Genomic DNA, 25,322 nt, shown 5'->3' with positions numbered 1-25,322 from the left:
ACGGACTCCGTTGCCAAGATTCCCCCTTCCGTGCAGGACAGGTGTCTGGATGGTTCTTGGTCAGTACTCGGAGGAAAGCCGGGGCAGTCGCCTGCCCCGGCTCCCTACGCACGGCGGACGACGGCGCGCAATGTCACGACGCCTCGTCCACCCATTCGGCGTAGTCCTCCCGATAGGGGGTGAAGATGTCCAGCGCGATCGACCTCTCGATGGCGTGCACCTGGTGCTCGATGCCGCCCCGCACCACGAAGCTGTCGCCCGCGACGGCCTCGAACTCCTCTGCACCGGCCCGCACCCGGATGTGCCCGGACACGAGGTAGGCGAGCTGCTCGTGCGGATGGCTGTGCAGGGGGAACACCGAGCCCTGTTCCATCACGTGCTCGACCAGCATCAGCTTGTCGTTGTGGGCCAGCACGCGCCGGGTCAGGTTCGGGAACGCCTCCCGGCCCTTGACATCGGCACCGTTCACGATGACGACATCGCCGAACTCCGGCGCGTTGTCGCTGGAAGTCATGATCGTCCTTTCGCTAGGGCCGCAACGCCCTCACCGGATCAGCCCCGCGTCTCGAACAGCGGCAGCGGCGTGACATCGGCGTTCAGCGAGCCGCTGTCCGCCATCGTGGTGGGGAAGTGCGCCCGGTCGAAGACCTGGTGGAGCGACGAGGTGCAGCCCGGCGGCACCGCGACCGCGACCCCGCGTTCGTCCAGCTCGGACTTGGCGGCGATGAACCGGTAGCTCTCCTTCGGCAGCAACTCCAGCACCGACCAAGGCGAGTTACTGGTACCGGAGCTGTTGCGCCGGTAGTAGACCTGCTGGCTCTCGGCGGAGTCGTTGCGCACCTGCACGTGCAGCGCGCGGACGTCGCCGTACCAGTCGAAGGTCGCCGTGTCGAAGCGGCCGCCCACCGGCAGGTCGGCGACGGTGCTCGGCCGGCGCCCAGCCCCCGGGATGCGCCGGATGTTGGCGTCCGCACCGCACTTGGTGCACCGTCCGTCAGGCGTGACGGCGAGAATCTGCGCGTTGAGGCCGTAGCGGGTGATCTGCAGTTCCTGGCAGTTGTGGCACCGGGTGCTGGTCGAGTCGGTGTCGTAGACGTTGCCCAGGTACACGTGGCGCAGACCCATGCCGAGCCCCACCCGGCGGGCGGCCTCCAGCCGGTCGACCGGCGTCCTGATCGTGTCCGTCATCTTGTAGTCCGGGTGGAACCGGACGTAGTGCGTCGGCACCTCGGGGCCGAGCCGGTCCAGCACGAACTTGGCCACGTCGGCGGCGGTCTGCTCGTTGTCGCTCAGGTCGGTGACCATCAGCGTCGACACCTCGACGTGCTTTCCGGCCCGGTAGACCTGCTCCGTCCCCTCCAGCACGGGCTCCAGCCAGCCCTTGGTGATCTTGCGGTAGTACTTGGGGTCGATCGACTTGATCGAGATCGAGAAGATGTCGATGACCGGTATCAACTCCTCGATGGCCTCCGGGGAGATGAAGAAGGCCGACTTGTACAGGTTGACGATGCCGGCCTCCTTGGCCAGCGCCGCCGTCTCCATCACGAACTCGTGCCACACCACCGGGTCGTTGTACGTCCACGAGATGACGTCGATCTGGTGCCGCTTCGCGATGTCGATGACCTCTTGCGGCGTGTAGTGGAACACGTCCTTGTCCTCGACGTACCGGGCCTGCGAGGTCTTCCAGTTGTGGCAGTAGTCGCAGTTGAGCATGCACCCGATGTTCCCCATCGAGAGAATGCGCGCACCGGGCTCGTAGTGGAACACGGCCTCGGTCTCGATCGTCTCCTCGGTGGCGTGCACCGAACGACCGTAGTTCAGGCTCACCAGACGTCCGTCACGGTTTGCCCGCACCATGCAGAAACCGTGCTGACCCGGTCTGATCCGGCAGTTTCGCGGGCTCAGATGACATTTGACGACATTGTCGGGGAGGCGCTCCTCGAGCCGCGCCGGATAACCGACTTCCTGCCACTTCTTATCCGCCATCTGATGTTCCCTTTCATCCTTCGAGAAGATGAGCGATCGATCAGGTCGATATCCGCGACCTTACCCGCCGGGCAGGGCCGGACAGGCGCCTATTCCTGGGATTGTGCCGCGAACGGCAGGTCCGCGACAGCACGGTGGTCGGTCGACTGCGGCGCTACTCCGGCAGCCCCGCCGGGGCTGCCGAGGCCGGTGACCTCGGTGAAGAACTCCCGGTTGATCTCCGCGTAGGGCGACCACTCCTCCGGCAGTTGATCAACCGGAAAGATCGCCTCCACCGGACACACCGGCTCGCATGCGTGACAGTCTATGCATTCGTCCGGGTGGATGTAGAGGGTCCTGCCGCCCTCGTAGATACAGTCGACCGGGCACACATCCAAGCAGGCTTTGTCCTTGATGTCGACACACGGTTGTGCGATCACGTACGTCACACGAAGTCCCCTATTTCCGGTAGGTCTCAGGAGGTCGGACGGATTTACGGGCCGACGCGGTCGAGCTGGCCCGACAGTACAGCGAGCGGAACGCGGTCGACAAGCAATCGGGGACGCCCCGGCCATTCCCGGGAATGGCCGATGGCGTACCCGGTTCCCGGCGGCCATGATGGCCTCCGGATCCGGCCGATTCCGGGCGGAATCGCGGTCCGGGTCCTGGCCGGACCCTGACGAATCATGGCCGAATCATGGCTGAATAAGAATCCACGAACCGGAAATCAGGGAAATCCGGACGAGTAGAGAGAAGGGCGAGTTGCGCGCACACGGCCGTACCGATGCCGACAGCCGACCGCGTATCGCGGTACTCCAACACGCGAGCTGGGAGAGACCTGGATCCTTCGGCCGACTGCTCGCCGAACGCGGCGTGACCCTGCTCCCCGTCCGGGTCGACCAGGGCGAACTGCCGCCCCCGCCGGCCTCGGTGGACGGCATCCTGGCGATGGGCGGGCCGATGAGCGTCAACGACCCGCTGGCCTGGCTCCCGGCGGAGCAGGACTACATCAGGCAGGCCGTCCGCCTCGGCGTCCCCTTCTTCGGAGCCTGCCTGGGGGCCCAATTGCTCGCAGCCGCCTTCGGGGCAGCCGTGACCCCGGGCGAACCGCACTACGGACTGCACAGCGCGCAGCTGGCCCCCGGGGCCTTCGACGACCCGCTCTTCGGTGGCCTGCCCAGAAGTCTCCAGGTCTTCCAGTGGCACGGCGAGAATCTCGACTGCCCGCCCGGCGCCACCCGGCTGGCCGGCTCACCGGGTTGCCCCAACGAGGCCATCCGGGTCGGCAGCTCCGCCTACGGGGTCCAGTTCCACCTGGAGATGGACGCGGAACTGCTCGCCGACTGGCTGCGCACCCCCGAGTGCGCGACCGAGCTGGTCGATCGATGCGGCCCGGAAAGCCCTCGGCACCTCACCGAGGAACTGCTGGCCGGCGCGGTCCGGACGGAGCGCTACGCACGGCGGATCTTCGGACGCTGGACGGACCTCGTCACCACACGGGCCGGTCTGGGCCCTGTCTGATCCGTCAGCCCCGATCTGATCCTCCGTCTACTCGGAGCGGACCGGACGTCCGGACGTCCAGCCGGCCGTCCGGTAGCGCCGGGAACCCCTGGGCTCACTGGCATCACTGGCACTCGCTCCTCCGTTGCTCAAGCCGGACGGCGAACCGATGACAGTCGTCCGCGCACTTCAACGCGAAGCCGGCGAGTGCGTCCAGGCAGTGCTCCGGGAGCATCTCGGCGATCTGGCGCAACTGGTCCGTCGCCGCCATGTGCGCGTCCAGCACCCGGAGCACCAGGCGGCCGGCTTCGGTGTACCGCAAGGACGGGTCGGTCCGCAGTCTCTGCAGGCTGGCCTTCCAGTCGGTGTCCGCCGAGGCCCGGATGCTCGCGGGCCCGGCGTCCTGCTCCGGGATGCCGGGGTTCCCGCTCGCCACGGGCAGGGCGGACCGGCGGCTCGCGATGGGCGGGAAGTCGCGGATCTCGGCACCGGGCGACTCGTCCCGTGCCTCCTCCTGCGGCCGGGCCTTCGGGCCCCGGACGGACGGCTCACCGAGCTCTCTCTTCCCCTTGCTCGTCCGCACCACCGAGCGCACCCTGCCGTCGCGGCCGACCCGGGCCTCCAAGTGGGGAACTTCCCCACTTGACCGCCGTATGGCGCCGACCGTCTTGTGCGCCAGCCCGGCCTTCGCCGCGACCGCCCGGTCCGACCAGTGCGGGTGAGTCCTGACGATCCGGAGTGCGGCGGCCTTCCGGTCGCTCAGCGAGAGCGGCAGGCCGTGTGCCGCGTTCGACTCGACGGCCAGGACGAAGGCCTCCTCCTCGTCACCGTCGAAGAATCGCGCCTTGATCGTGCGGGCCCCCCGGATCCTGGCGGCCTCCAGCCGGTGCATGCCGTCCACCACCCGCATCGTCTGCCGGTGCAGCAGAATCGGAGGCAACTCCGCGTCCGCCTCCGCGAGCACCCGCGCGTGCGCCTTACTGATTCCCGCACTCCGCGGCGAATCCGCCGGCCTGATCGAGCTTATCGGGACATCGACCGACCGGCTGTCGAGCAGGCTCCCGGGGCTTAATGGTGCCGGATCTTCCTCAACCGAATCCGCATACACCGCGCCCACCGAGAACAGCCGCACACCCTCCGACCGCAGACTTTCATGTTGATACTGCCGACAGCTCTCGACTTCTTTCACAGACACACCTCCACTGCTATGGCGGCTCAGCCGGACCTGACGTCGTGGTTGTCCAAAAATGAAGTGATACGCTGGAACGGCTCGCAAAGTCAGGTCAGCAGGAGATGGGCAGCTAGAAAGACAATCACTCCGTTACCGATGATCGCCGTCCCCAGGCGCCCCTTTTCACTGGTGAGCACTCGGCCGACCAGTGCTCCACCGATGGCCAGGACAGCCTGCCAACTGGCGGAAGCGGCAAAAGCCGCGAGAACGAAGACCACGCTGTCCATGGCTGTCCACGCGTCATTGCGCAGGCCCAGTACCAGGGCGGAGAAATAGATGATTGTCAACGGATTAAGGATTGTCAGTCCGAGAAGTTGGAGATAGGCGCGCAATGGGCGCTCCGCCCCGATCGACTTGGCCGTTCCCGAGCCGCGCGAGCGCCGCAGTGCGGCGGTAATCCCCTTGACGGCGAGGAGCACCAGCACGGCTGCGGCCACCCAGCGCATGGGTCTGGCAACGGGCTGGAGGAGGCTCGCCAACGCGGCGCCGGTCGACGCTGCGATGAGGGCATAGAGACCGTCGGCCGTCGCCGTACCCATCGCGCCGGCGAAACCGACGCGGAAGGATGTCTGAGCCGATAAGGTGACGATCAGTACGGTAATCGCTCCGACCGGCATAGCGATTCCATATCCGGCGAGCATGCCTGCGATCAGAATATCGTTCATTTCTACCCCCCTGCCGGACGGCTCATGGCGATGGAGAGCACGATATCGCACCTCGGCCGGTGACGGCTTGGCAAATTCGTGCAAGTTCGGACGGTTGCGGCGACCTGGCAATCACAGTTCGTGACCGCGCAGGCGTTGACGCTGGTCAACCGGGGTGCATCCGATCCCGCTGGGGCAAATCACCACCCGGATCAGGGCGACCACGCGTCGACTGTCGTGCCGGTGACCTGCTTCACGACCCTGATCCGGCGGCCGACCGACCGGACCGGCCGACACACCGTCAACACCCGTACTGCACAGGCCGGATAGGGTGGTGGACCATGGAGCATTCCACCTTGACGGGCAGGATCGCCGACCGTTCGGCGATCCCGCGGATCCGGCTGCGCGGCAACACCTTCTGGAGCGGGGAGTCCTGGCTTCGTTTCACCGGGAGGGCCAACAGCGAGGAGCTCAAGTTCCTGGTGGTGGAGGACGAAGACTCCACACCGTGTGCGGTCGCACCCCTGATGGTCTGCACCCGTGACCGCGGACCCTTCTTCCACAGGCTTCCCGGCATCATCGGCGACGAGCGCTCCTTCGGCGCCGTGGACCGGCTCTCGGAGGCCGAGCGGACCCGGTACGAGAAGCTCCTGCCGCAGCTCGACGGCCTGCGTCAGGTCCAGTACCCCTCGGTGGCGCTCGGCGCGCGCGGCTCCGACCACGGTGTTCGGTTCGCAGTGGACTCACCGGTCCATCCGGACCAGGTCATGCAGGCGCTGCCGCGACTGCTGGCGGACGCTGCCGCCGAACTCGGCTGTCGCAGCTACGGCATTCTGAGTCTCACCGGGGCGGAGGAACGGGTGCTGCGATCGGCCGCCGACGACGGGGGCTACCGCCGGGTGGTGCTGGGCGCCGATGCCGTGCAGTGGCCGGTCGCCGCACACACCTATGAGGAGTACCTGCAGTCGATGCCCGGGAAGACCCGGGGGAAGCGCCGCCGGGAGATGAAGCTGTACCGGGAGAGCGGACTGCGCACCGTGGTGCGGTCCGGCCCGGAGTCGGTCGGGGACCAACTCGCCGACTTCCAGGCGCGGCTGCGGGCCAAGCACGGCATGCCCGACGCCGAGGCGAGCACCCGGGCGGAGTTCGCCGACCTGCGCGAGACCGTGGGCGACCACGTCATCGTGTTCCGCGCCGAACGCGACGGACAGCTGATCGCGTTCGCCCTGTGCCTGTACGACCGGGAGCGCCGGGAGATCTACGTCCGCTCGTTCGGCTGCGACGACACGGACCCGGCCGGCCGGTACAGCTACTTCGCCCTGGTCTACCAGGAGGTTCCGGCCTGGTCCGCCCGCCATGGAATAGCCAAGATCTGGTACGGCATGTCCACATCCGAGGCCAAAAGGGCCCGTGGGTGCACGCTGGTTCCGCTCTACGGCCTCGTCCACTTCAGCGGCACAGAAGCGGACACCCTGCAACGGGTGGGCCAGCTGCAGAGCGTCGGCGAGCAACGTCGCCTGGCCGAACTCGGCTGTCACTTCGAGGAACCGGCCGATCCGTCCCGGGACGTGTCGCCCGGCGACGCCCGCCGTGAGAGGTCGGTCTAAGTGCCCGGGGACACCGGATCGGGGGTCGGCTGCGGGACGGGCGGGACGGGCGCCACCGCGTTCCGGGAGAGCAGGAGGAGGCCCGCCCCGGAGGCCAGGAACATGCCCGCCAGCATTGCCCAGCCCCAGCATCCGTGCGCGATGGCGGTGGCGGCGAACACCAGCGGTCCGAGAGTCTGCCCGGCGGCGTAGGCCATCTCCGCCACCCCCTGATAGCGGGCCTGGTTGCGCGGATCGGCCAACTCCATGGTCAGGCCCCAGGCGCCCGCCTCGCCGTACGCCTCGCCGGCGGACATCACCAGGACCGCGAGGAGCAGCAGCCCGGAGGCGAGCAGGGCGCCCAGACCTCCGGTCAGCGCGCACAGCGCGCAGGCCACCGCGATCATGACGGCACCGCGGAACGCGCCCCGGCCGGCCAGCCGGACGTCGTGGGTGCCCTTCGAGGCGGCAACCTGGAGGAGCACGATGACGACCGTGTTCGCGGCGAGCAGCACGGAGATGAGCGCGACCGGTGCCTTCGTGTGCTGACTGGTCCACAGGGGTATGCCGAAGTCGAGCAGCGTGAAATAGGTGGCGTTGATTCCGACCAGCAGGGCTACCAGCAGATACCGGAGGTCGGCGAACGGCGACCGGCCCCGGTCGGGGGCGGTGCGCCGCCCTGCGGCGGCGGCCGCAGGCGGGGCCTGGTCCGCGAACCTGGCCCCGGCCCGCCGCGACGTCAGGGGCAGCGCGCTCAGAGCGGTCAGCACACCGACGGCGACGACGGCCGCCTTGAGCGCGAGCGGGGTTCCAGCTGCGAGGGCGACCCCGGCCAGCAGCGCCCCCGCGCCGGTCGCCACGTTGGTCACCACCCGCATTCTGGCCCGGAGTTGGACCCGGTCGGGCCCGGTGAAGCCGGAGGCGATCATCGTGGCACGAGCCGTGGTGTTCGCGAATCTGAGGGCGGAGACGGCTGAGGCCAGTGCGGTGAATGTGATCACGTCGGTCGCGAGGGTGTACCCGCAGATCACCAGCCCCAGCACGGGGAGGCTCAGGACCAGGGTGCGGCGCGAGCCGATCCGGGCGGCCACCTGCCCACCGAGGTAGGCCCCGCCGACGCCGGCCACTCCGGCGCAGGCCAGCCCGGTGCCGATCTGCGCGGCGGACAGGCCGACCACGGTGGAGAAGTAGACGGCCGCGACCGCGTAGTTCAGTCCCGCTCCCAGACAGGTGACGATCGTGGCCCAGATCAGTGCCCTGGCCGCCCGGTCCGGGGCGTTCAGGGTCTCGGTGACCTCTGTTCTCGCCGTTGCGGCGAACGCACGGACCAGCCCCCGTCCTGGTCCCGCGCGGCGACTCACAGCGCACACGTTTTCGTCACAGGCCCCGACCAGGAAGTGTGGACAAGACAGTCATGACGCGCCGGGTGTCCTCGGAGGTCTGTGCCGACGTGGCGCCGGGAGCGGCCGGGTCTCACCGGGTGACGACGACGTTGGACATGGCAGAGCGCGACGCCACGCTGATGATCCCGGCGGAGTTGTCGGCGAAGAAGCGGGTGAAGGCACCCGCCGGTCGACGGCCGAAGAGCAGCGGGCTGATCACCGGGGCCACCGGCACGGTCTCCGGGACGTCGAGCGCGTCGGTCAGCACCGACTGCCAGGTGGACTGGATCGGGACGAAGCGCTGCACCACCGAGGTTCCCGCCGCAGCGGCCGACTCGACGGTCTCCCGCCAGGTGCCGACGTCCGTCTCCCGGCCGATGACCACCTGTCGGCCGTTGCTGCCGATCCCCCGCTTGACGACCAGGTCCTCCTGGTTCTCGACGGCGTAGGGAAGGAGCTGCACGTCGGTGGAGCCGACGCTCGTGCGCCGGTCGGTCAGGACACGGGTCCACGGGAGGTACCGCTCGACGAAGGCGTGTTCTGCGGCGCTCATCCACGGCCGGCCCTCGGACAGCAGTCCCAGCGCCATCTTGTTGCCCAGGAACCCGGAGGTCTGGGTGGACAGCAGCAGGCAGCCGCCGTCGAGAGCCCGACGGACCGGCTCGATGCCGATCCCCAGCGCCGACAGATCCGCGACATTGAAGTGCCGTAACCCCAGCGGGTACCGGTCCTGCGGAGCGCAGTCCCACAACTGGTCGGCGTCCTCCACCTCAACGTACTCGGCGTCGAACCCTCTGCTGTGGAGGTAGTCCGTCTCCAGGTCGAAGTACCGGGTCTCCTCGATGGGAAGCACGGATTCACGCAGCGCGCCCACCCAGGCAAGCCGACGCGGTAGGGCCAGTTCCTCGCAGACGTCGTCGAAGAGGTCGGCACGGGCGGCGAACGGGTCGTGGTGGGTGAACGGCAGCCCTTCACCGGCAGCGCCGTAGAGCGCCCGCCAGGCGGCGTAGCCGCAGTGGCTCTCCACGGTCCCGGCGAACCCGCCACTGATGTTGAGCTCCAGGAACTGCGGCCCGGTCGGCCCGATGACGATGTCCGGACGCACCAGGCAGGAGGCGTATCGCTCCTCGAGCATGGAATCGGCGAGGAACAGTGGATAGTCCTGGTCGGTGGCACCGAACGCCGCCATGCGCTGCGCCGTGGTCGGCCCTGCTTCGAGGGCGGTGCGGTGCACCAGACCCGCCATCACGTCGGCGGCCCGGAACAGCTCGGCGTAGGACGAACGGGGCAGGAGGAACGGGGCGGCCGGCAAGTACTCCTGGTGCGGGTGGCCGATGTCGCGGATCTCGTGCCGCTGCACAGTGCGGATTTCCTCGGCCGTGGCCGTCGGCGGATCGAGATAGCCGCCGAACCACGGCTGAATCCTGCTGCCAACGGCGCTCTGGGACATCCGGTCCTCTCCATCGAGGGAAGTCGACGCGCGCCGGGTGAGGGATTCGAACCCCCACTGGACCATTGGTCCGCCCGCTGAGAAGGCAGGTGCGTCTTCCAATTCCGCCACCCCGGCAGGCCCGAGTCTAGACCGGTCGCTTGGCGGAGACCAGACAACCGGACTACCGAACAACCGAGCTGTCCGACAACCGAACTGTCGGACAGCCACCCGTCGTTGCCCATGAGCCGGATCGTCAGACCGTCTCGGTCACCAGGTGCCTGGTCTCGACCAGGAAGGTGACGGACTCGGCGGCCGTACGCGCCCGCTGCAACGCCTGCTCGGCCGAGTCGCCGACGGCCCGTACGTAGAGCCCGCGCTCGCGCGACGAGGACACCCGGGAGGTGAGCGCGCCCGGCGTGAGGTGTGCGGCGACCTCGACCACACCCTCGGCCGCGCCGGCCTCCGCCACGCCCGCCACCTCGCGCAGCACGCCTTCGGCGTCCGGGGAGGCGAACCAGATGGCCGCCCCACGCGCTCGCGGCTCGGCGAGCGTGGCCCGTACGGTGCCCAACACCCGCTCGCCGATGGTCTGCCGGACGACGCACTCGATGAGGTCCACCCCGGTCGCGTCGCGCACCAGCGAGGGGATCTCGTCGCCCGCCGGGCGGATGTGCGTCTCGATCACCCGGGGGCCCTCGGCGGTGAGGACCAACTCGGTGTGCGTGACGCCGAATTCGATGCCCAGCGCGTCGAGCACGGCGGGCACGAAGCGCTCGATCTCCGCCCGGGTGGCCGCATCCAGCGGGGCCGGGCACAGGTGGCCGACCTCGACCAGGTGCTCGGGTTCGGACACCTTGCCGCAGACCCCGACGACGACGTGCTCGCCGTCCTCGCTGAGGGCCTCCACGCTGATCTGCGGACCCTGCAGCAACCGCTCCATCAGCACTGTCCCGGAGGACCACTCCGAGGCGGTACCCGCCAGTTCGACTGCGGCGGCGAGGTCGGCCGGGGACGCTATCCGGGCCACGAACGTGCTGCCCGCGCCCCGGCCGGGCTTGGCGATGAGCGGGTAACCGTGCCGCTCGGCGAAGGCGTACGCCTCGGCGAGACCCGAGACCAGCGCGGCCGGGGTCTCATCCACCCCGGCGTCCGCGAGGATGCGCCGCATCAGCGCCTTGTCGTGCACGGCCGCCACCGTGTCCGGGTGGTGCATGGGCAGGCCAAGGGCCGCAGCAATGGCGGCGGCGCGGTCCTGGTCGCGTTCGCCGAAGGTACCGACCGCCGTCACCGGGTCGGCCCGGTGCACGGCCAGTGCCAACTCGACCCACTCGGCCGTGCCGGCCTCCGGCGCCACCCCGACCACCCGCTGGTGCTCGGCAACATCGCGCAGCCCGCTCACCACCGTCAGTCTGCAAATCACCGACGTCCTGGTTTCCGCCCCGCCGATGCTCCTCATCAGGCCGGGGATCTCCTTGGCGTCGCCGACCACCAGAACGTGCGCACCCATTTTTTTCGACCTCGTTGTCATCAAGTATTCGCTGCCGCAGCCATGTTAGATGACACCCGGTTTACCTTGTCACCTATTCCGGAGACACCCGCCACCATTTCAAGATCAACCCCGATCGGCCCCCACCCACGGCATGCCCACGACAACCAACGTCGGCAACAGTCCAACCGGAACGGCAAGTCGCGACCTCCGCCCGCGCCCTGCCGCCCCTCCACCCGGCCCGTGCTGAGCTCGCCGATGCCCGTAATCGACCACCCGTCCAGTGATCTTGAAAGATCGTCAGGAAACGGCTGGTAGCAGCCAACAACTACTGGTAGCCTCCCTGGACATCGGACCGAACAAGAGCTATGACCACGACTCAGGTCGAATCGCGCACTGGGGGCAGCACCGCGCGACCCAAGCCGTGGCGGGGGACATATCGTGGGCGATATTCATGTTTTATCCGGTGTCGTCGTCGACCCGAACCGGGGCGCGGCCACCTCTGGATTCCACTCTGGATTCCACTCTGGATTCCACTCTGGATTCCACTCGGAATCGAGCCCGGAATCTACCTCGGAACCGAGCCGGGAATCGATCCGGGAATTCGATGCCGAATTGGCCGCCGATTCCTGGTGGGGTGACCCGGGCTGGTCGCGGTTCGCCCAGCGGGCCGGTCGGCACCAGGTCCGCCGTCTCCTGGTCCTGGACGGGGAGGGCGCGGTGTGCGCGGACGCGCCGCTGCTGATCAGCACGCCGGACACCGGCTCACTGTTCTACGACGCGCCGAAGATGATCGGTGACGAGCGCGCCTTCGGCGACGCGGACCGGCTGTCCGCCACCGACCGCGAGCGCTACGACAGCCTGCGGCTACGGCTGCCACCGATCCGGGCCGCGCAGCACCCGACGGTCTCCCTGACGGCGTTCGGCCCGCACCACGGCGTACGGATCGCGCCACGTTCGCGGATCCCCCGGGAGGCCGTGTTCGCCGCCCTGCCCGGCCTGTTGGCCGCCGCAGCGGACGAACTCGGCTGCCGCAGCAGCGGTTTGCTGCACCTCGGCGCTGCGGAGCACGCCGCGATGGCGGACACCGCCGCCGCACAGGGCTACACCCCGGTGCTGCTCGGCGCGGACACCGTGTTCGAGCTGCCCGACGGCGCGGACTACGACACCTGGCTGGCCTCGCTGCGCAGCAGGCGGCGGACCAGACTGCGCAAGGAGCTGCAGGACTACCGCAGTCAGGACATCCGGACGGTGGTGCGGCAGGGTCCCGAGGCGTTCACCGACGAACTGGTGGAGCTTCAGGCCCAGCTGAGGGCCAAGCACGGTGTGCCGACCGACCCGGCGGCCGTCCGGGTCGAGTTCGACGCGATCCGCGACACCGTCGGCGAGGCGTGCGTGGTGTTCACCGCCGAGAGCGACGGCAAGGTGCTCGGCTTCGTACTCGGCCTGCTCGACCCGGGCCGCCGCGTGCTGCACGCGCGCTCGGCCGGGTTCTCCCCCGAGGCCATGGCGGCGAGCTGCTACTTCGTACTGGTCTACCACGACGTGCCCGCCTGGGCGCTCGACCGGGGCGTGCGCCGGGTCCGGTTCGGGATGTCGACCTACGAGGCCAAGCGCGCCCGTGGCTGCGCCCTGGAGCCGCTGTCCGGCTACGTCCGCTTCAGCGGCCCCGACGCGGCGGTGCCGCACCTGGCCGCCGAGGTGCAGAGCCGGACGGAGGCCGGTCGGCTGACCGCCCTCGGCGCGGAGGTGCGGTGGTGATGACCCGGCTGGCCGGCCTGGTCGAGCACGTCCTGCCGCGCACCAGGCAGGCCCGCGTGCTCGCCCAGGCGGCGGCGATCGACTCGACCGGCTCGGGACTGTTCCTGGCCGGCGGGATCATCTACTTCGTCCAGTTCGTCGGGCTGAACCCGGCGGCCATCGGCGGCACCATCGCGCTGGCCAATATCTGCGGTCTGCTCAGCCCCGTCCCGGTGGGCTGGGTGGTCGACCGGCTCGGTGTCACCCGGGTGTACGTGGCCATGCTGGTGCTCCGCGCCGTCGGGTACACCGCGTACGTCTTCGCGCCCGACCTGGCCTGGTACCTGGTGCTCACCTGCGCCATCACCGCGCTGGACCGGGCGTGCTCGCCGCTGCTCCAGGTCGTGGTCGGCGAGTACGAGGCCGACGAGGACCGCACGCAGACGATGGCCCGGATCCGCGCGATGCGCAACGTCGGCCTCACCGCAGGCGTGCTGCTCGCGGGTGTGGTGATGGCCTGGAAGTCGCGGGCGTGGTTCATGGGACTGTTCTTCGCCAACAGCCTGTCGTTCCTGGTCGTGGCCTACGCCCTGCTGTCGGTGTCCCGGACGGCCGGGCCGAGGACGACCGTCCGGCCGGCACTGCGGTCGGGGTCGGGGTCGGACGACCGCCCCGCCCGGGTGGCCGGGCCGTACCGGGACGTCCGGTTCCTCCTCGTGTCGGCGGCCAACGTGGTGCTGTCGCTGCACGACTCGGTGCTGTTCGTGCTGCTGCCGCTCTGGGTGGTGGCCCAGCGCGGCCTGCCGCTGAGCATGACGTCCGTCCTGCTCGCCGCCAACACGGGAATCACCATCGTGCTCCAGGTCTACGTGTCGCGCTTCGGCCGTGGGGTGCGCAACGCGGTCCGGCTGATCTACGCGGCGGCCGTGCTGCTGGTCGCCTCGTGCGTGCTGTTCCCGATCGCCCAGTCGCTGTCCGTGGTGGCTGCCGTGGTCACCGCGAGCCTGGCCGTGGTGGTCCTGTCGGTGGGCGAGAACCTGCACTCGGTGGCGTGCTGGGAGCTCTCCTACGAGATGTCCCCGGCGGGGGCCCGCAGCCAGTACCTGGCGTTGTTCAGCATGGGCACCACCGCTCAGATGATCATCGGACCGGTGCTGATGACCTTCGTGCTCTCGATGGGCGCGGTCGGCTGGAGCGTACTGGCCGCACTGTTCGCGGCGGGTGCCCTGGTCACGGCGGTCGCGGCCCGGCCGCACCCGGCGGCGGCGCAGTGACCGGCGGGTCCGGACCCGCAAACCTGCCGACCCCGCCAGACCTGTCAGACCCACGAGACCCACGAGACCCACGAGACCCACGAGACCTACGAGACCTACGAGCGGAGATTCGATGCGCGTGACGGTGGCCGAGACGACGGGCGGGTACGCCGGCGGGGTCTCGGCGTTCCTGCGCGACCCCGGTGGGCCGGTCCCGGTGCTGCACCCGCCCGGCTCCCTGCTCCCCCACCCGGCCGCCGACGGGCAGGCGCCGCCGGAGGAGGACTCGAGCTGGGCCTCGGCGGCCGCCGAGGGCGCGGTCGGCGTGACCCGCTGGCTGGGCGGGCGCCCCCTCGGCGACGACGGGGCCGTCGTGGGTTTCGGCGACCCCGACTGGGCACTGCCCGCCGCGCTGCACGCCGCCGGCACCGGGCGGGCCCTGCACTGGTTCGACACCCCCGAGGAGCTGGTCACGGCGGTCGGCAAACTCGTCGCGACCACCGGGACGGCCCCGCTCACCATCTGCGCCCGGCCGGATCTGATCACTCGTCAACTCCAGGACGCGGTACTCGACCTGCTGTCGTTCGACGCCCCCATGGGCCCCTCGCCCGAACGGCCGGTCAGCTTCCTCACCGCCCGGACGCTGCCGATCGTCACCCGCGTGGTGGCGGCCCACCTGCGCACCCGGGCCGGCCGGGTGAGCCGGGCGGTGGGTCTGTTCGCCGACCGGATGATCGGCACCGTCGACGACGACGTGCTCACCTGCCTGGACGGCGAGGCCCTGACCGCCGACGCCGTACGGGCGCTGGGCAGGCCCGACCTGCTGATGATGTGGGGCCACACCCGCGAGGACCTGTTCCACCTGGGCCGCGACGCCCTCTGCGGACGGTCGCTGGAGTGGGCGGGCGCCGACCCGGGCGCCCACCGGCCGGCCTGCGCGGTGGACGGACGCTGCGTCAAGGACGGCGACGTACTGCCGCTCACCGCCGTCGGCGCGGACGCGGTGTTCATCGGCGGGTGCCACGTGCTGCGGATGGGGCTGCCCGCCACCTTCGCCCCGGAGTTCTCGCTCGCGTTCTCGGCGCAGGAGGCGGGGGCCGCCGTGGTCGTGTCGAGCCCGTGGGCGGTGGTCGGCTCGCCCGCCGAGTTCCTGCTCCTCTACCGGCTGCTCCGGGGCGGTGTCCCGGTCGGCGAGGCCGTCCGGCTGCTCAACGCCGCCCTGCCGTACCTGGGCCCGGACTCGCCCAGCTATCTCGTCCTCGGCGAGGGCGACACCGTGCTGTTCGACGCCCCGCCCCCGGCGGGCGAGCTGACCCGGACGGCGGTCGACGGCGGTGTCCGGATCACCGGCCGGGGCCTGGACGCCGAGTTCGTGACGGTGGCGCTGGACAGCCTGTCCTCGGCGCCGACCGTACGGTCGTCCGGGCGGGACCTGCAGTACGCCGTGGTGCCCGAGCCCGGCGGCGGCGCGACGGTCGTGCTGTTCGACCAGGCCCGCATCACGGGCGAGCTGGACGTCACCGTGGACTTCACCCCGCCCGGCCGGGACGCGGGCCGGGCGGTGACGGCCGCATTGGCCAACCTCGACGCCTATGGCAGGCTGCTGCGCGGCTACCGGCCCAAACTCAAGAGCTGGGAACAGGAGTGGCGGTCGACCGCCACCTATCTGGCCCGGAACGAAGCCCGCGCCCGGTACGACACCCAGGCCGCCGCCGCGACCGACCGGCGGGCCGCCGAGACCGCCGCCGCCATCGGCCGGGCCGACCGCGAGCTGTGCGCGCACTACCTGACCCGCACCGCGTCCAACAAGCCGTTCTCCGTCCACGAGCAGTGCCTGACCGACGACGGCACCTTCACGGTGGTCGCACACGCCACCGCCGACGCCTGCGCGTACTGCGGGGACACCGTCATGGCCCGGACGCTGGCCTCGGCCCTGGCCCCCGCGACCCGCCGGGTCCTGGGCATCTGCCGGACCTGCGGCACGGTGTGGGACCGGCCGATCCACCTCGACCCCCCGGTGGTACGGATGGACCCGCTCGTACGGCGATCCGTCGAGCACCCCGTCGACCTGCTGCTGAGCAACCCGCTGGACCGGTCACTGCACGGCTGGGCCGGCCTGGCACTGCGCAACTCCCACCGGCACGGCACCCGGGTGTGGCCGGAGACGGCCGAGGTGGAGCTGGGCCCCGGCGAACAGCGGGCGTTCCGCTTCCTGCTGACGGCTGGTGAGTCCTCGCCCACGTACGCCGACTTCCTCCGCGCGTTCTGGACGGCCGAGCTCGGCGTCGCGGCCGCGCTCCGGCTGGTGTGGGTGGGGGCAGGCCATCCGTCCGCGCCCGACGGCACCGCCTCCGAGGCGCCTCCCGCCTCTGCGATACTGCCTCATCACGGACGGTGACAGCGAGAGTGGAGGTCCGACGGATGCAGGCAGGCGACATCGCACTCCTTCTGGGAGAGCGCGTGACGACGGCGGTGGCGGTCACAACGGGTGTGCGCATCACCCCGGCCGAGGCGCTGGTACGGCCCTCGACCCGGCCCGGGGCCGACTACCAGTGCAACCTCGCCATGAGTCTGGCCAAGCCACTGGGCCGGCCACCGCGCGAGGTCGCGGCGGCGATCGTGGCGGCCCTGGACGCCGACGACCTGGTCGAGACGGCCGAGGTGGCCGGGCCGGGCTTCGTCAACTTCGTGCTGCGCTCGGACTGGCTGGCCGCCCGGGTGGCCGCGATGACCGGGGACGAACGCCTCGGCGTGGCGGCGACGGCGGCGCCGCGCCGGTTCGCGCTGGACTACTCGAGCCCGAACGTGGCCAAGGAGATGCACGTCGGGCACCTGAGGTCCTCGATCATCGGGGACACCCTGCTGCGGCTGCTGCGATTCGCCGGGCACGAGGTCGTCCCGCACAATCACCTCGGCGACTGGGGCACCCCGTTCGGCATGCTCATCGAGCATCTGGTGGACGAGGGCTGGACGAACGGCCACTCGGCCAGGGGTGCCGAGCACTCCATCGGCGACCTCAACGCCTTCTACCAGCAGGCCCGCAAGAAGTTCGACGCCGACCCCGCGTTCGCCGACCGGTCACGGCTGCGCGTGGTCGCCCTGCAGGGCGGCGACGAACCCACGCTGGCCCTGTGGCGGCAGCTGGTCGCGGAGTCCACCCGGCACTTCCAGCAGGTCTACGCCCTGCTCGGCGTCTCGCTCACGCCCGAGGACACCTACGGCGAGAGCTTCTACAACCCGTACCTGGCCGCCACCATCGACGAGTTGGAGCAGCGCGGCAGCACCGAGACCAGCGACGGCGCGGTGTGCGTCTTCCCGCCCGGCTTCACCAACCGGGACGGCGACCGGTTGCCGCTGATCCTGCGCAAGCGCGACGGCGGTTACGGCTACCACGTCACCGATCTGGCCACCGTGCGCTACTGGACCGGCGAGCGCGGCATGACCGACCTGCTCTACGTCGTCGGGACTCCGCAGGCCCAGCACTTCCAGATGGTGTTCGGCGCCTCCCGCGCGGCCGGCTACCTCGACGAGGACCACACCACCGTCCACATCGGGTTCGGCACCATCCTCGGCGAGGACGGCCGGACGATCCGCACCCGCGAGGGCGGCTCGGTCAAGCTCGTCGACCTGCTCACCGAGGCCGTGCAGCACGCCGCGAAGGTGGTGGCCGACCGCTCCGAACTCGACTCCGCCACCCAGGCCGAGATCGCCCGGGCGGTCGGCATCGGCGCGGTCAAGTACGCCGACCTGTCCGGCAACCGGGAGAAGGACTACGTCTTCACCTGGGACCGGATGCTCGCCACCGACGGCAACACCTCCGTCTATCTGCAGTACGCCAACGCCCGGATCCACTCCATCCTCCGCAAGGCGGGGCAGGCGGCGGACGCCGGCGGCGGGGCCCCGATCGTCCTGGACCACCCCGCCGAACGTGCCCTGGCCCTCCGGCTGGCCCAGTTCCCGGCCGCGATCGAGGCCGCCGTCGAGGGTTACGCGCCGCACAAGCTCTGCCAGTACCTGTTCGAGACGGCCAGTGCCTTCACCGGCTTCTACGAGAACTGCCCGATCCTCGCCACCAGCACGACCGAACCCGTCCGCCGGTCCCGCCTGGTCCTCGCCCGGCTGTGCTCGCAGGTCCTCACCCGCGGACTCGACCTGCTGGGCATCGAGGCCCCCGAACGGATGTGACCGCCGCTGAGGTAACCGCCGCCGCGCGGAGACAGCCGCCGCCGGGCCCCCGGAGGTTCACCCGGACGGGTGAACTGCCGGGTGGCCCGGCGGGCACGCGGTGCCTGTTGCCGGGCCGGGTCTACGTCCGCTTCGGGTACTCGCGCAGCCACCTGGTCCGGGAGGCGAGAACGCCCAGGCCGAGGGCCACCAGGTGCCCGGCGTCGGCCAGTTGCTGGTCCAGCGCCCACGCGGTCGCCAGCGCCAGGGCGAGTACCGGCAGGCCGTAGCGGCGCAGCGGGGGCGAGCCGAGGCCGAGCAGGCCGCCGACGGTCGCCACCAGGCCGTAGCTGATGCCGACGTCGCGGGCGTGCGACAGCGCACCGGGGATGTGGGCGACGAGCATCACCCACATCGCCCCCTCGGTGAGCAGGGTCGCCCCCAGGTGGCCGAACACGAAGACCGCGCCCGCCCGGAGCGCTCCCCAGCGCCACTCGGCCAGGCCGACCGCCACCGCGACGGCGGCGATGCCGAGCCAGGCGGGCACCCCGTCGACGACCAGCCCGCTGGTGAACATCGTCCACCACTTGCCGACTTCCATGTGGTGCACGTTGCTGCTGTTGTGCCGGATGAAGCGGGCCCGGCCCGACCTGCTCTGCCCCGCCAGCCACCAGGCCACCAGCGTCAGCAGCAGCACGTACGTCGCCGTCAGCGGGACCCGGGCGAGGAACCGGACGACCGGACCACGCTCCGGTCCCCGCCGACCGGTGTCGGGACGGCTGCCCGTCGTTGCTCCGCCGCGATCTGTCATCGTGCCTCTCGCCTGCCTCGAGTCCGCCCCCGCACCGGGCCACTGCCCTCCGGTGCGCTGATCGCTTCGAGCCTAACGAGACAAAGTGAGCGTTTCCGACAGGGCGGACCGAGCCCGACGCGTGGCCTTGACACGGACGTCACCATCCGCGCCGAGGCCACGAGGCACTCACTCGGACGGGCGTCGCGACGCCGCCCGGCATGTGCCGGTCGGTCTCAGGTCAGCCGCCCGCACCGGGCGTGATGACACAGGCGTTGTCGCTGTTGCTCCAGAGCGGCTGCATCGCGAAGGTGCCCGTGGGCAGCGCCACCTTCTGGAAGTTGCTCTCGCACAGGTCGCCGATCTCCTCGCCGCTCGGGGCGACCCAACCGCTCGCGGGCTGCGGGTCGGTGATCGACTCGGCGTACTCGTGGCCCTCCACGATGCTGAACGCGTCGAGCTTGCCGCCCAGCGCCGAGTTGGGGCAGCGGCTGCCCTTGGGGGCGTCCAGCTCGTACGGCATGTTGGTGTACGAGACGCTGCCGGTGTAGTCGTGCCACGCGCAGAAGCCCGAGTTCGGCCAGCCGTCCGGCGAGGTGCCGTGCGGACTCATCACCACGATCTGCGCGTCCGGGTTTCCGGTCACTCCGAAGTGGGCGGCGGCGGCGTCCGCCTCTGCGGCGATGGCGTTCTGCGAGGCGGCCGCCGGCGCGGGCCGGCTGCTGTCGCTCCAACTACCGCCGAGTACCGAGCCGTTGAACGTCGGGGGGTTGTTGTCGCCGTCCGGGTACTGGGAGGTGGTGATCGACCAGGTGTCCTGAGCGGTGCCCAACCCGTTGAACATGTTGGCCATGTACTTCTGGATACCGTTGGTGTCCTTCTTCCACTGGGAACCCCAGAAGTCCAGGTACACCACCGGACTGTGCTGCACCGTACCGCCGTTGTACTGCAGCAGACCGGCGGCGGAGCCCGCCCGGGGTGCCGCCGCCCGCCCGGCCCCGGCGGCCGGGTAGGCACCGAAGCGGCCGTGCGTGACCACCGGCACCGAACGGCCGTGGCTCTGCACGTAGTGGACGATGCCGGCGACGGTACCGCTCGCAGCCACGGGCGCGGGCGCGGGCTGCGCGAACGCCCCTGGGGCAACAACGAGTTGCGCTGCGGGGAGCACCCCGACGGCAAGCGCGACACCCAGCCCGGTCAGTCCGCGACGAACGCTGCTCTTTCGCGTGATGTTCATGGCACTCGCAATCAGTGGGGGCATGATCGGACGGACGACCGGCCTGGGGGGACCGACGCCGGAGGCCCCGCGCCCGACCGGCACGACGGCGACCCCGGACCCGAGTGTGGGTGCGGGGCCGCTGCTCCCACCAGAGCAGGCGGATGACGTATACACGCCAATACGCGAACCCGACATCCTTCCCCCTGCAGGCGGACGGCCCGCCAACTCGACCGGAGCAGAATCAAGTTGGCACCCTTCCTGATAAACCGTCAGATCAGGGAGCCCGGCGCACCCTCCAGGCGCAGCCACGACTCGTGCCACAGCAGGCCGCACTGACGGTCGCACCCGGTCACCGACAACGGCTCACCATCGCACCGCAGACTGTCGAGGATGTACCAGCTGCCCCCGACGGGACGCTGCCACCAGGCGAGCGCTCCGTACTGGACCTGGGTGAGCACCCGCTGACGAGTACCGGCGAAGCGGGCCATCCCCGCCTGGAACGGCACGCCGTGCAGCCGCCCGGCCCGGTCCAGGGTCGCCCGGATCTCCGGGAGAGTCCGCACGGTCGCGTGCAGACCACCGATCCCGGGGGCGGCGGCCGCAGGCGTCGAGGGCTCCAGCCACTCGTCCCGGAAGAGCAACGCGCAGGCCAGACCGCAGCCTTGACCACCGTCCGCCCCCAGACAGGTCGCTCCGGCGAGCGTGGTGGTGGCGGAGAGGCTGCGCATCCGGTAGTGGTCATCCACCATCCGGCGCACGACGTGCTCGACCTGGTACGTGCGCCCGCAGAACGACCACTGGCCGGCCGTGAACCAGAGCCCCCGGTGCCGGTCCCGGTCGTCGAGGGTGGCGCGGATGCCCTCCCGGTCCTTGACCCGCACCCAGTCACCGACCGCGTAGACCGACCCTCGGCCGGGCGTCGGGGCGCCCTCACCGCGCACCCTCAGGTCCTCCCGGGCCAGGCGGGCCCGCCGGATCACCCCCAGCGGCGGCAGATCACGCAGCGGAAGGCGCTTGTACTGACATCGCCCTGAAGGTGAGACAACCATATCTTTAATAGCAATATCTGACTGGGAGTCCTTGACGGCCACGGCGAATCCCATCTGTCTGGATCGAGAGTGCTCGGCAGCAGATTACCGCCGCGACCGGACACAACTGGCGAGTCACACCCAGGATGCGAACAGGATTCCCCTATGCTCATCAACAAGCCCACGGTGGAGTGGCCGAGAGGCAAGGCAGCGGCTTGCAGAGCCGCATACATGGGTTCGACTCCTATCTCCACCTCCATTGCTCACCCGTACTGAACTGCGCCCGGAATTCGAACTGAAATCCCGCCTGGCACCTCTCCTGGAATTCGCCGCCCGTCCCCGGGAATACCGTCGGCCGGCCGCAGTCGGGCACTGTGACCGCGTCACGCCGGAGAGCAGAGAGAGGTGACGAGCCGTCATGGCGCCAGTCCCGGTCGGCCCCTCTCCCGCCCCGAGCCGGCTGCCCCGGCTGAGGACTCTCGTACGGCGCGGCAGGGAGATCGAGCTGATGCACCGGGCCATGGGGTTCGCCGCACTGGGGTTCGTCACGCTGATCCCGCTGCTGATCGTGGTCGCCGCCGCCTCACCGGTGCACGACAACGGGTTCGCCAGCTGGGTGGTCGACGGCCTCGGGGTGTCGGGCAGCTCGGCGGACTCGGTCCGGCAGCTGTTCTCCTCGCCGCGCCGGGTGCTGAACACGGCGACCGCGCTGAGCCTCGCGGCCGTGGCCGTCTTCGGCATCTCGTTCATGGCCGCCCTGCAGACCGGTTACGAACGGATCTGGCGCGTCCGCGCCGCCGCGTGGCACGCCGTGTGGCGTCAGATCATCGGCCTGGCGGTGCTGGTCGGGTTCCTGCTGGCCGCCTCCTGGAGCGGAGTCCCACTGGCCGACTCCCCCGCGCAGCCCGCCCTCCGGCTGACCATCACGGTGGGCGGCGGGGTGATCTTCTTCTGGGGACTCCAGTGGCTGCTGCTGGGCGCCAAGGTCGGGCGCCGGGCACTCCTCCCCGGAGCGGTGGCGACCGTACTCGCCCTCATCGGCCTCCGGGTCTTCTCCCAGCTGGTGTTCACGCCTCTCATCGTGTCGAGCGCGGTCTCGTACGGGACGATCGGGACGGTACTGGTGGTGCAGTCCTGGCTGATCGGGGTCGGGTTCACGGTCTTCGGCGGCGCGCTCGCCGGTAACGCCGTGTGGACCGCCGGGCGGCCGGACGCCGGGACCGACCCGCACCGTGAACCGGGCGACGACACCGACCCCGCCCGGTAGCGACGCCGCCTGACGCCTCGGGACCACCTGACTGCCTGGGACAGCTGCTTGCCGGGGCACCCCTTGGGAACTCCCGTTCGTTGGGGATGATGGCGTGGATCATCGGCCGGGTCACCGGTCCGGGGATCATCGGTTCGGAGGGGGAGCACGGGATGGGAATCTCAAAGGCCAGGGTCGGCGGCCGCCGGGGCGGCGGCGGGCCGGCGGCGAAGAGACGTCGGTCGGCGAGGGGCAAGGCCGGGAAGGGCCGGTCGGGGAAACGCCCGTTCTGGGTCGAGCTCCCGGTCCTCGTCCTGATCGCGCTGGTACTCGCCCTCTTCATCAAGACCTTCGTCGTCCAGGCCTTCTCCATCCCCTCGCTCTCCATGCAGCCCGCCCTGCAGAAGGGTGACCGGGTCCTGGTCGACAAGCTCACCCCCTGGTTCGGCGCCACCCCGCAGCGCGGCGAGGTGGTCGTCTTCCATGACCCCGGCAACTGGCTCGATGCCTCGGAGCTGCCCCCGCCCAGCAACAACGCCGCACTCCGTGATCTGCAGTCGGCCCTGAGCGCGGTCGGACTGATGCCCTCGGCCGACGAGAAGGACCTGATCAAGCGGGTCATAGCGGTCGGCGGCGACACCGTGCAGTGCGACTCGGGCGCGCCGGTCAAGGTGAACGGCGTGCCGCTGACCGAGCCGTACATCTACCCGGGCGCCTCCCCCTGCGACAACGACCCGGTCGGGAAGGTGACGGTACCCAAGGACCACCTCTGGGTCATGGGCGACCACCGGAACGACTCCTGGGACTCGCGCCACCAGCGGCAGCAGAACAACGGCGGCGGCTTCGTACCGGTGAGCGACGTGGTCGGCAGGGCGATCGTGGTCGCCTGGCCGCTCGGCAACTGGTCGACGCTGCCCGTCCCGTCCACCTTCAGCCACGTGAAGTCACCGGCGGCAGGCGCAGCTCCTGCGGCCCCGGCCGCCGCAGTCACCGCAGTCACACCGGGCGCGCTCGGCGCTGCGGGCCTTGCCCTGCCCCTGACGCTCTGGTACCGCAGGAGTCGGCGCCGCTGAGGTCTCACTGTGGGTGGTCGGCTGTTGACCACCACACCAGACCGAACGAGGACAAGGCGAAGCCCCCGTTACGACGGGGGCTTCTTCGTATGAGTCAGACCTCGAAGGTCGCTGCGAAGGCCACGAACGATGCGAACGCCTCGTTCGGGATCTCCAGGGAGCCCCCATCGGGGTTCTTCGAGTCCCGGATCAGCACTACACCGTGGGACTCGGCGTAGTTCACGGCAGGTTGGATGCAGTTGCCGCCGCCGCTACCGCTGTAGCTGCTGGACCTGAAGTCGGCTGCTTCGCGCTCCTGGGCAGTCAGGATCGTGTTCATGGTGCAAGTTCCTCCATCGCGGCTTCAAGCAGGGCAATCGAAGAATCAGCGGACAGCGCCGTCGATCTGAGCAGATCATAGATCCGCGCGCACCTGGCCACGTCAGCAGTTTTGACGATCAGTTGCCCGGAAGCGTGACCATCGACGTATCCCATGTCCGGCCCCTCCGGGAATGAGAGGATGGTGAGGGGTCCGTCCAGGCCCGCATGCGCTCCGATCGTCTTGGGGACGATCTGGATGACGATGCGAGGCTTCTTGGCTTCCGCGATCAGGCGTTCGAGCTGCGGCCTCATAACCTCTGGCCCGCCGATCTGCTTCTCGATGGCGGTCTGTTCCAGGATGACCCAAAGGTACGGAGCCCCTTCGCCCTCAAGGATTCTCTGACGACTCATCCGCATCGCGAGAGGCTGATCGATGCTGTCGAGGCGGCCAGCTTCCAGAACGGCACGGGCGTATTCCTCCGTCTGGAGAAGCCCGGGGATGACCTGCGGCTCGTACGTTCGGATCTCACTGGCTCGCCCTTCGTGATCCACGTAACTCGTGAACCACGTTGGAAGGTCGGCCTTCAGGATGAACTCCAGCAAGCCTTCGAGTAAGCCGTCCGTCTTGAACAACTCATCACAGGCCCGCGCGGTCTCGGGCTTCATGACCCTCGTCGCGCTCTCGAACTGAGAAACCGCTCCTGCGGAGTACCCGATCAATCTGCCGAAGGCGGCTCCTGAATAACCAGCAGCTTCGCGGTGCTTCTTCAGCAGTTGGCCCCAGTACTGCGCCAGTGAGCCAGCCGACACCTCGCCGTCGATCATGGCCATGTCTCCCTCTAACGATCTTTACAGTCCTGTTGTAAAGGCTGCAACCCTGGTGATCGTAGCGCTCCGTGCCGATGCTGTTACCAGAACGAGCAACCGAAGCAGACGGGCGCGGAAGATGATCGAGGCGAGAGCGGCAGCGTGGTACCCGGCATGGGACGCGGGCGCCAAGTGGTACCGGACGGCGTGGGACGGCGAGGTCTGGTACCTGCGTGCCGGACCGGACGATGACCCCTACCGCGACCCGCTCACCGAGAAGATCTCGACCTGGGACAGCTTCAACTCCTGCTTCGACGCTGCGAAGCGCATCAACCGGTCGGCAACCAGGGAGGGATCGTGATGACAATCCAGAGGCGGAAGGCGAAGTTGACCATCACGGTCTACAAGGTCACGACCACCGGTTCCCGAACACCCGTGTCCAGCCGAGACGTTGACGACGAAATCAACACCCCTCG

Annotated in this window: 22 protein-coding genes and 2 tRNA genes; 10 read left to right on the top strand and 14 right to left on the bottom strand. The window is 69.7% G+C overall.

Annotated features, from left to right (window positions below; translation table 11 throughout):
• Nucleotides 1-133: 133 nt before the first annotated feature.
• The 3 genes from P3T29_RS01055 to fdxA form a co-directional block, all read right to left on the bottom strand.
• Nucleotides 134-514, bottom strand: coding sequence for a cupin domain-containing protein (locus P3T29_RS01055; RefSeq protein WP_280714265.1), 381 nt, complete (start codon nucleotides 512-514; stop codon nucleotides 134-136).
• 38 nt (nucleotides 515-552) lie between these two features.
• Nucleotides 553-1,986: an AmmeMemoRadiSam system radical SAM enzyme gene (gene amrS / locus P3T29_RS01050; RefSeq protein ID WP_280714264.1), complete on the bottom strand. Its 1,434-nt coding sequence runs from the start codon at nucleotides 1,984-1,986 to the stop codon at nucleotides 553-555.
• Between the two features lie 89 nt (nucleotides 1,987-2,075).
• Entirely contained in the window at nucleotides 2,076-2,414 is a 339-nt protein-coding gene (gene fdxA, locus P3T29_RS01045; protein WP_280714262.1) for a ferredoxin, read from the bottom strand.
• A gap of 313 nt (nucleotides 2,415-2,727) precedes the next feature.
• Here fdxA and P3T29_RS01040 point away from each other — a divergent pair, with 313 nt between their 5' ends.
• Entirely contained in the window at nucleotides 2,728-3,486 is a 759-nt protein-coding gene (locus tag P3T29_RS01040; RefSeq protein ID WP_280714261.1) for a type 1 glutamine amidotransferase, read from the top strand.
• 103 nt (nucleotides 3,487-3,589) lie between these two features.
• Here the strand turns inward: P3T29_RS01040 and P3T29_RS01035 are convergent, their stop codons facing one another.
• Together P3T29_RS01035 and P3T29_RS01030 are read right to left on the bottom strand one after the other, a co-directional pair.
• Nucleotides 3,590-4,429: a ParB/RepB/Spo0J family partition protein gene (locus P3T29_RS01035; RefSeq protein ID WP_280714259.1), complete on the bottom strand. Its 840-nt coding sequence runs from the start codon at nucleotides 4,427-4,429 to the stop codon at nucleotides 3,590-3,592.
• Nucleotides 4,430-4,743: 314 nt separating this feature from the next.
• Entirely contained in the window at nucleotides 4,744-5,361 is a 618-nt protein-coding gene (locus P3T29_RS01030; protein ID WP_280714258.1) for a LysE family transporter, read from the bottom strand.
• 320 nt (nucleotides 5,362-5,681) lie between these two features.
• Between P3T29_RS01030 and P3T29_RS01025 the strand changes: the two genes are divergently transcribed.
• Nucleotides 5,682-6,947, top strand: a complete 1,266-nt coding sequence (locus P3T29_RS01025; RefSeq protein ID WP_280714257.1) for a GNAT family N-acetyltransferase — start codon at nucleotides 5,682-5,684, stop codon at nucleotides 6,945-6,947.
• On the opposite strand, the gene P3T29_RS01020 is transcribed toward P3T29_RS01025, so the two are convergent.
• The 4 genes from P3T29_RS01020 to P3T29_RS01005 all read right to left on the bottom strand — a co-directional run bounded on the left by P3T29_RS01020 (nucleotide 6,944) and on the right by P3T29_RS01005 (nucleotide 11,247).
• A complete protein-coding gene (locus P3T29_RS01020; RefSeq protein ID WP_280714256.1) occupies nucleotides 6,944-8,287 on the bottom strand; it encodes an MFS transporter in 1,344 nt (447 codons plus the stop codon). The two genes, P3T29_RS01025 and P3T29_RS01020, sit on opposite strands and share 4 nt — an antisense overlap.
• Before the next feature lie 112 nt (nucleotides 8,288-8,399).
• Entirely contained in the window at nucleotides 8,400-9,758 is a 1,359-nt protein-coding gene (locus P3T29_RS01015) for a hypothetical protein (RefSeq protein WP_280714255.1), read from the bottom strand.
• 31 nt (nucleotides 9,759-9,789) lie between these two features.
• Nucleotides 9,790-9,875: transfer RNA gene (locus P3T29_RS01010), tRNA-Arg, on the bottom strand.
• A gap of 118 nt (nucleotides 9,876-9,993) precedes the next feature.
• Complete coding sequence (locus tag P3T29_RS01005) at nucleotides 9,994-11,247, bottom strand: ATP-grasp domain-containing protein (protein ID WP_280714254.1); 1,254 nt, start codon at nucleotides 11,245-11,247, stop codon at nucleotides 9,994-9,996.
• A 594-nt stretch (nucleotides 11,248-11,841) separates the two neighbouring features.
• Between P3T29_RS01005 and P3T29_RS01000 the strand changes: the two genes are divergently transcribed.
• The 4 genes from P3T29_RS01000 to argS all read left to right on the top strand — a co-directional run bounded on the left by P3T29_RS01000 (nucleotide 11,842) and on the right by argS (nucleotide 18,404).
• Nucleotides 11,842-12,987 carry a GNAT family N-acetyltransferase gene (locus P3T29_RS01000; RefSeq protein ID WP_280714253.1) on the top strand — a complete coding sequence of 382 codons (1,146 nt, stop codon included), beginning with the start codon at nucleotides 11,842-11,844 and terminating at the stop codon, nucleotides 12,985-12,987.
• Complete coding sequence (locus P3T29_RS00995) at nucleotides 12,987-14,240, top strand: MFS transporter (RefSeq protein WP_280714252.1); 1,254 nt, start codon at nucleotides 12,987-12,989, stop codon at nucleotides 14,238-14,240. The genes P3T29_RS01000 and P3T29_RS00995 overlap by 1 nt, the downstream gene beginning before the upstream one ends.
• A 112-nt stretch (nucleotides 14,241-14,352) precedes the next feature.
• On the top strand, nucleotides 14,353-16,617 hold the full coding sequence (locus P3T29_RS00990; RefSeq protein ID WP_280714251.1) for a hypothetical protein: 2,265 nt from the start codon (nucleotides 14,353-14,355) through the stop codon (nucleotides 16,615-16,617).
• 62 nt (nucleotides 16,618-16,679) lie between these two features.
• On the top strand, nucleotides 16,680-18,404 hold the full coding sequence (argS, locus tag P3T29_RS00985; RefSeq protein WP_280714250.1) for an arginine--tRNA ligase: 1,725 nt from the start codon (nucleotides 16,680-16,682) through the stop codon (nucleotides 18,402-18,404).
• Nucleotides 18,405-18,525: 121 nt separating this feature from the next.
• Here argS and P3T29_RS00980 read toward each other — a convergent pair whose 3' ends face one another.
• The 3 genes from P3T29_RS00980 to P3T29_RS00970 all read right to left on the bottom strand — a co-directional run bounded on the left by P3T29_RS00980 (nucleotide 18,526) and on the right by P3T29_RS00970 (nucleotide 21,495).
• Nucleotides 18,526-19,194, bottom strand: coding sequence for a rhomboid-like protein (locus tag P3T29_RS00980; RefSeq protein WP_280714249.1), 669 nt, complete (start codon nucleotides 19,192-19,194; stop codon nucleotides 18,526-18,528).
• 220 nt (nucleotides 19,195-19,414) lie between these two features.
• Nucleotides 19,415-20,410, bottom strand: a complete 996-nt coding sequence (locus tag P3T29_RS00975; RefSeq protein ID WP_280714248.1) for a hypothetical protein — start codon at nucleotides 20,408-20,410, stop codon at nucleotides 19,415-19,417.
• A gap of 251 nt (nucleotides 20,411-20,661) precedes the next feature.
• Nucleotides 20,662-21,495 carry a hypothetical protein gene (locus tag P3T29_RS00970; RefSeq protein ID WP_280714247.1) on the bottom strand — a complete coding sequence of 278 codons (834 nt, stop codon included), beginning with the start codon at nucleotides 21,493-21,495 and terminating at the stop codon, nucleotides 20,662-20,664.
• A gap of 110 nt (nucleotides 21,496-21,605) precedes the next feature.
• Here P3T29_RS00970 and P3T29_RS00965 point away from each other — a divergent pair.
• From P3T29_RS00965 to lepB, 3 genes are all read left to right on the top strand, one after another.
• Nucleotides 21,606-21,679 (top strand) — tRNA-Cys (locus P3T29_RS00965).
• Nucleotides 21,680-21,838: 159 nt separating this feature from the next.
• Nucleotides 21,839-22,687: a YhjD/YihY/BrkB family envelope integrity protein gene (locus P3T29_RS00960; RefSeq protein WP_280714246.1), complete on the top strand. Its 849-nt coding sequence runs from the start codon at nucleotides 21,839-21,841 to the stop codon at nucleotides 22,685-22,687.
• A 152-nt stretch (nucleotides 22,688-22,839) separates the two neighbouring features.
• Nucleotides 22,840-23,739 (top strand): signal peptidase I, encoded by a 900-nt coding sequence (gene lepB / locus P3T29_RS00955; RefSeq protein WP_280714245.1) that lies wholly within the window; start codon nucleotides 22,840-22,842, stop codon nucleotides 23,737-23,739.
• 94 nt (nucleotides 23,740-23,833) lie between these two features.
• On the opposite strand, the gene P3T29_RS00950 is transcribed toward lepB, so the two are convergent.
• Nucleotides 23,834-24,058 carry a DUF397 domain-containing protein gene (locus P3T29_RS00950; RefSeq protein WP_280714244.1) on the bottom strand — a complete coding sequence of 75 codons (225 nt, stop codon included), beginning with the start codon at nucleotides 24,056-24,058 and terminating at the stop codon, nucleotides 23,834-23,836.
• A complete protein-coding gene (locus P3T29_RS00945; protein ID WP_280714243.1) occupies nucleotides 24,055-24,870 on the bottom strand; it encodes a helix-turn-helix transcriptional regulator in 816 nt (271 codons plus the stop codon). The genes P3T29_RS00950 and P3T29_RS00945 overlap by 4 nt, the downstream gene beginning before the upstream one ends.
• Nucleotides 24,871-24,985: 115 nt before the next feature.
• On the opposite strand from P3T29_RS00945, the gene P3T29_RS00940 reads away from it, so the two are divergent.
• Entirely contained in the window at nucleotides 24,986-25,207 is a 222-nt protein-coding gene (locus P3T29_RS00940; protein WP_280714242.1) for a hypothetical protein, read from the top strand.
• The last annotated feature ends 115 nt before the right edge of the window (nucleotides 25,208-25,322 follow it).

The organism is Kitasatospora sp. MAP5-34, assembly GCF_029894335.1.
Lineage (GTDB): Bacteria > Actinomycetota > Actinomycetes > Streptomycetales > Streptomycetaceae > Kitasatospora.
Note: the sequence above shows the minus strand (reverse complement) of the source record. Positions and strands in the feature narration are given on the sequence as shown.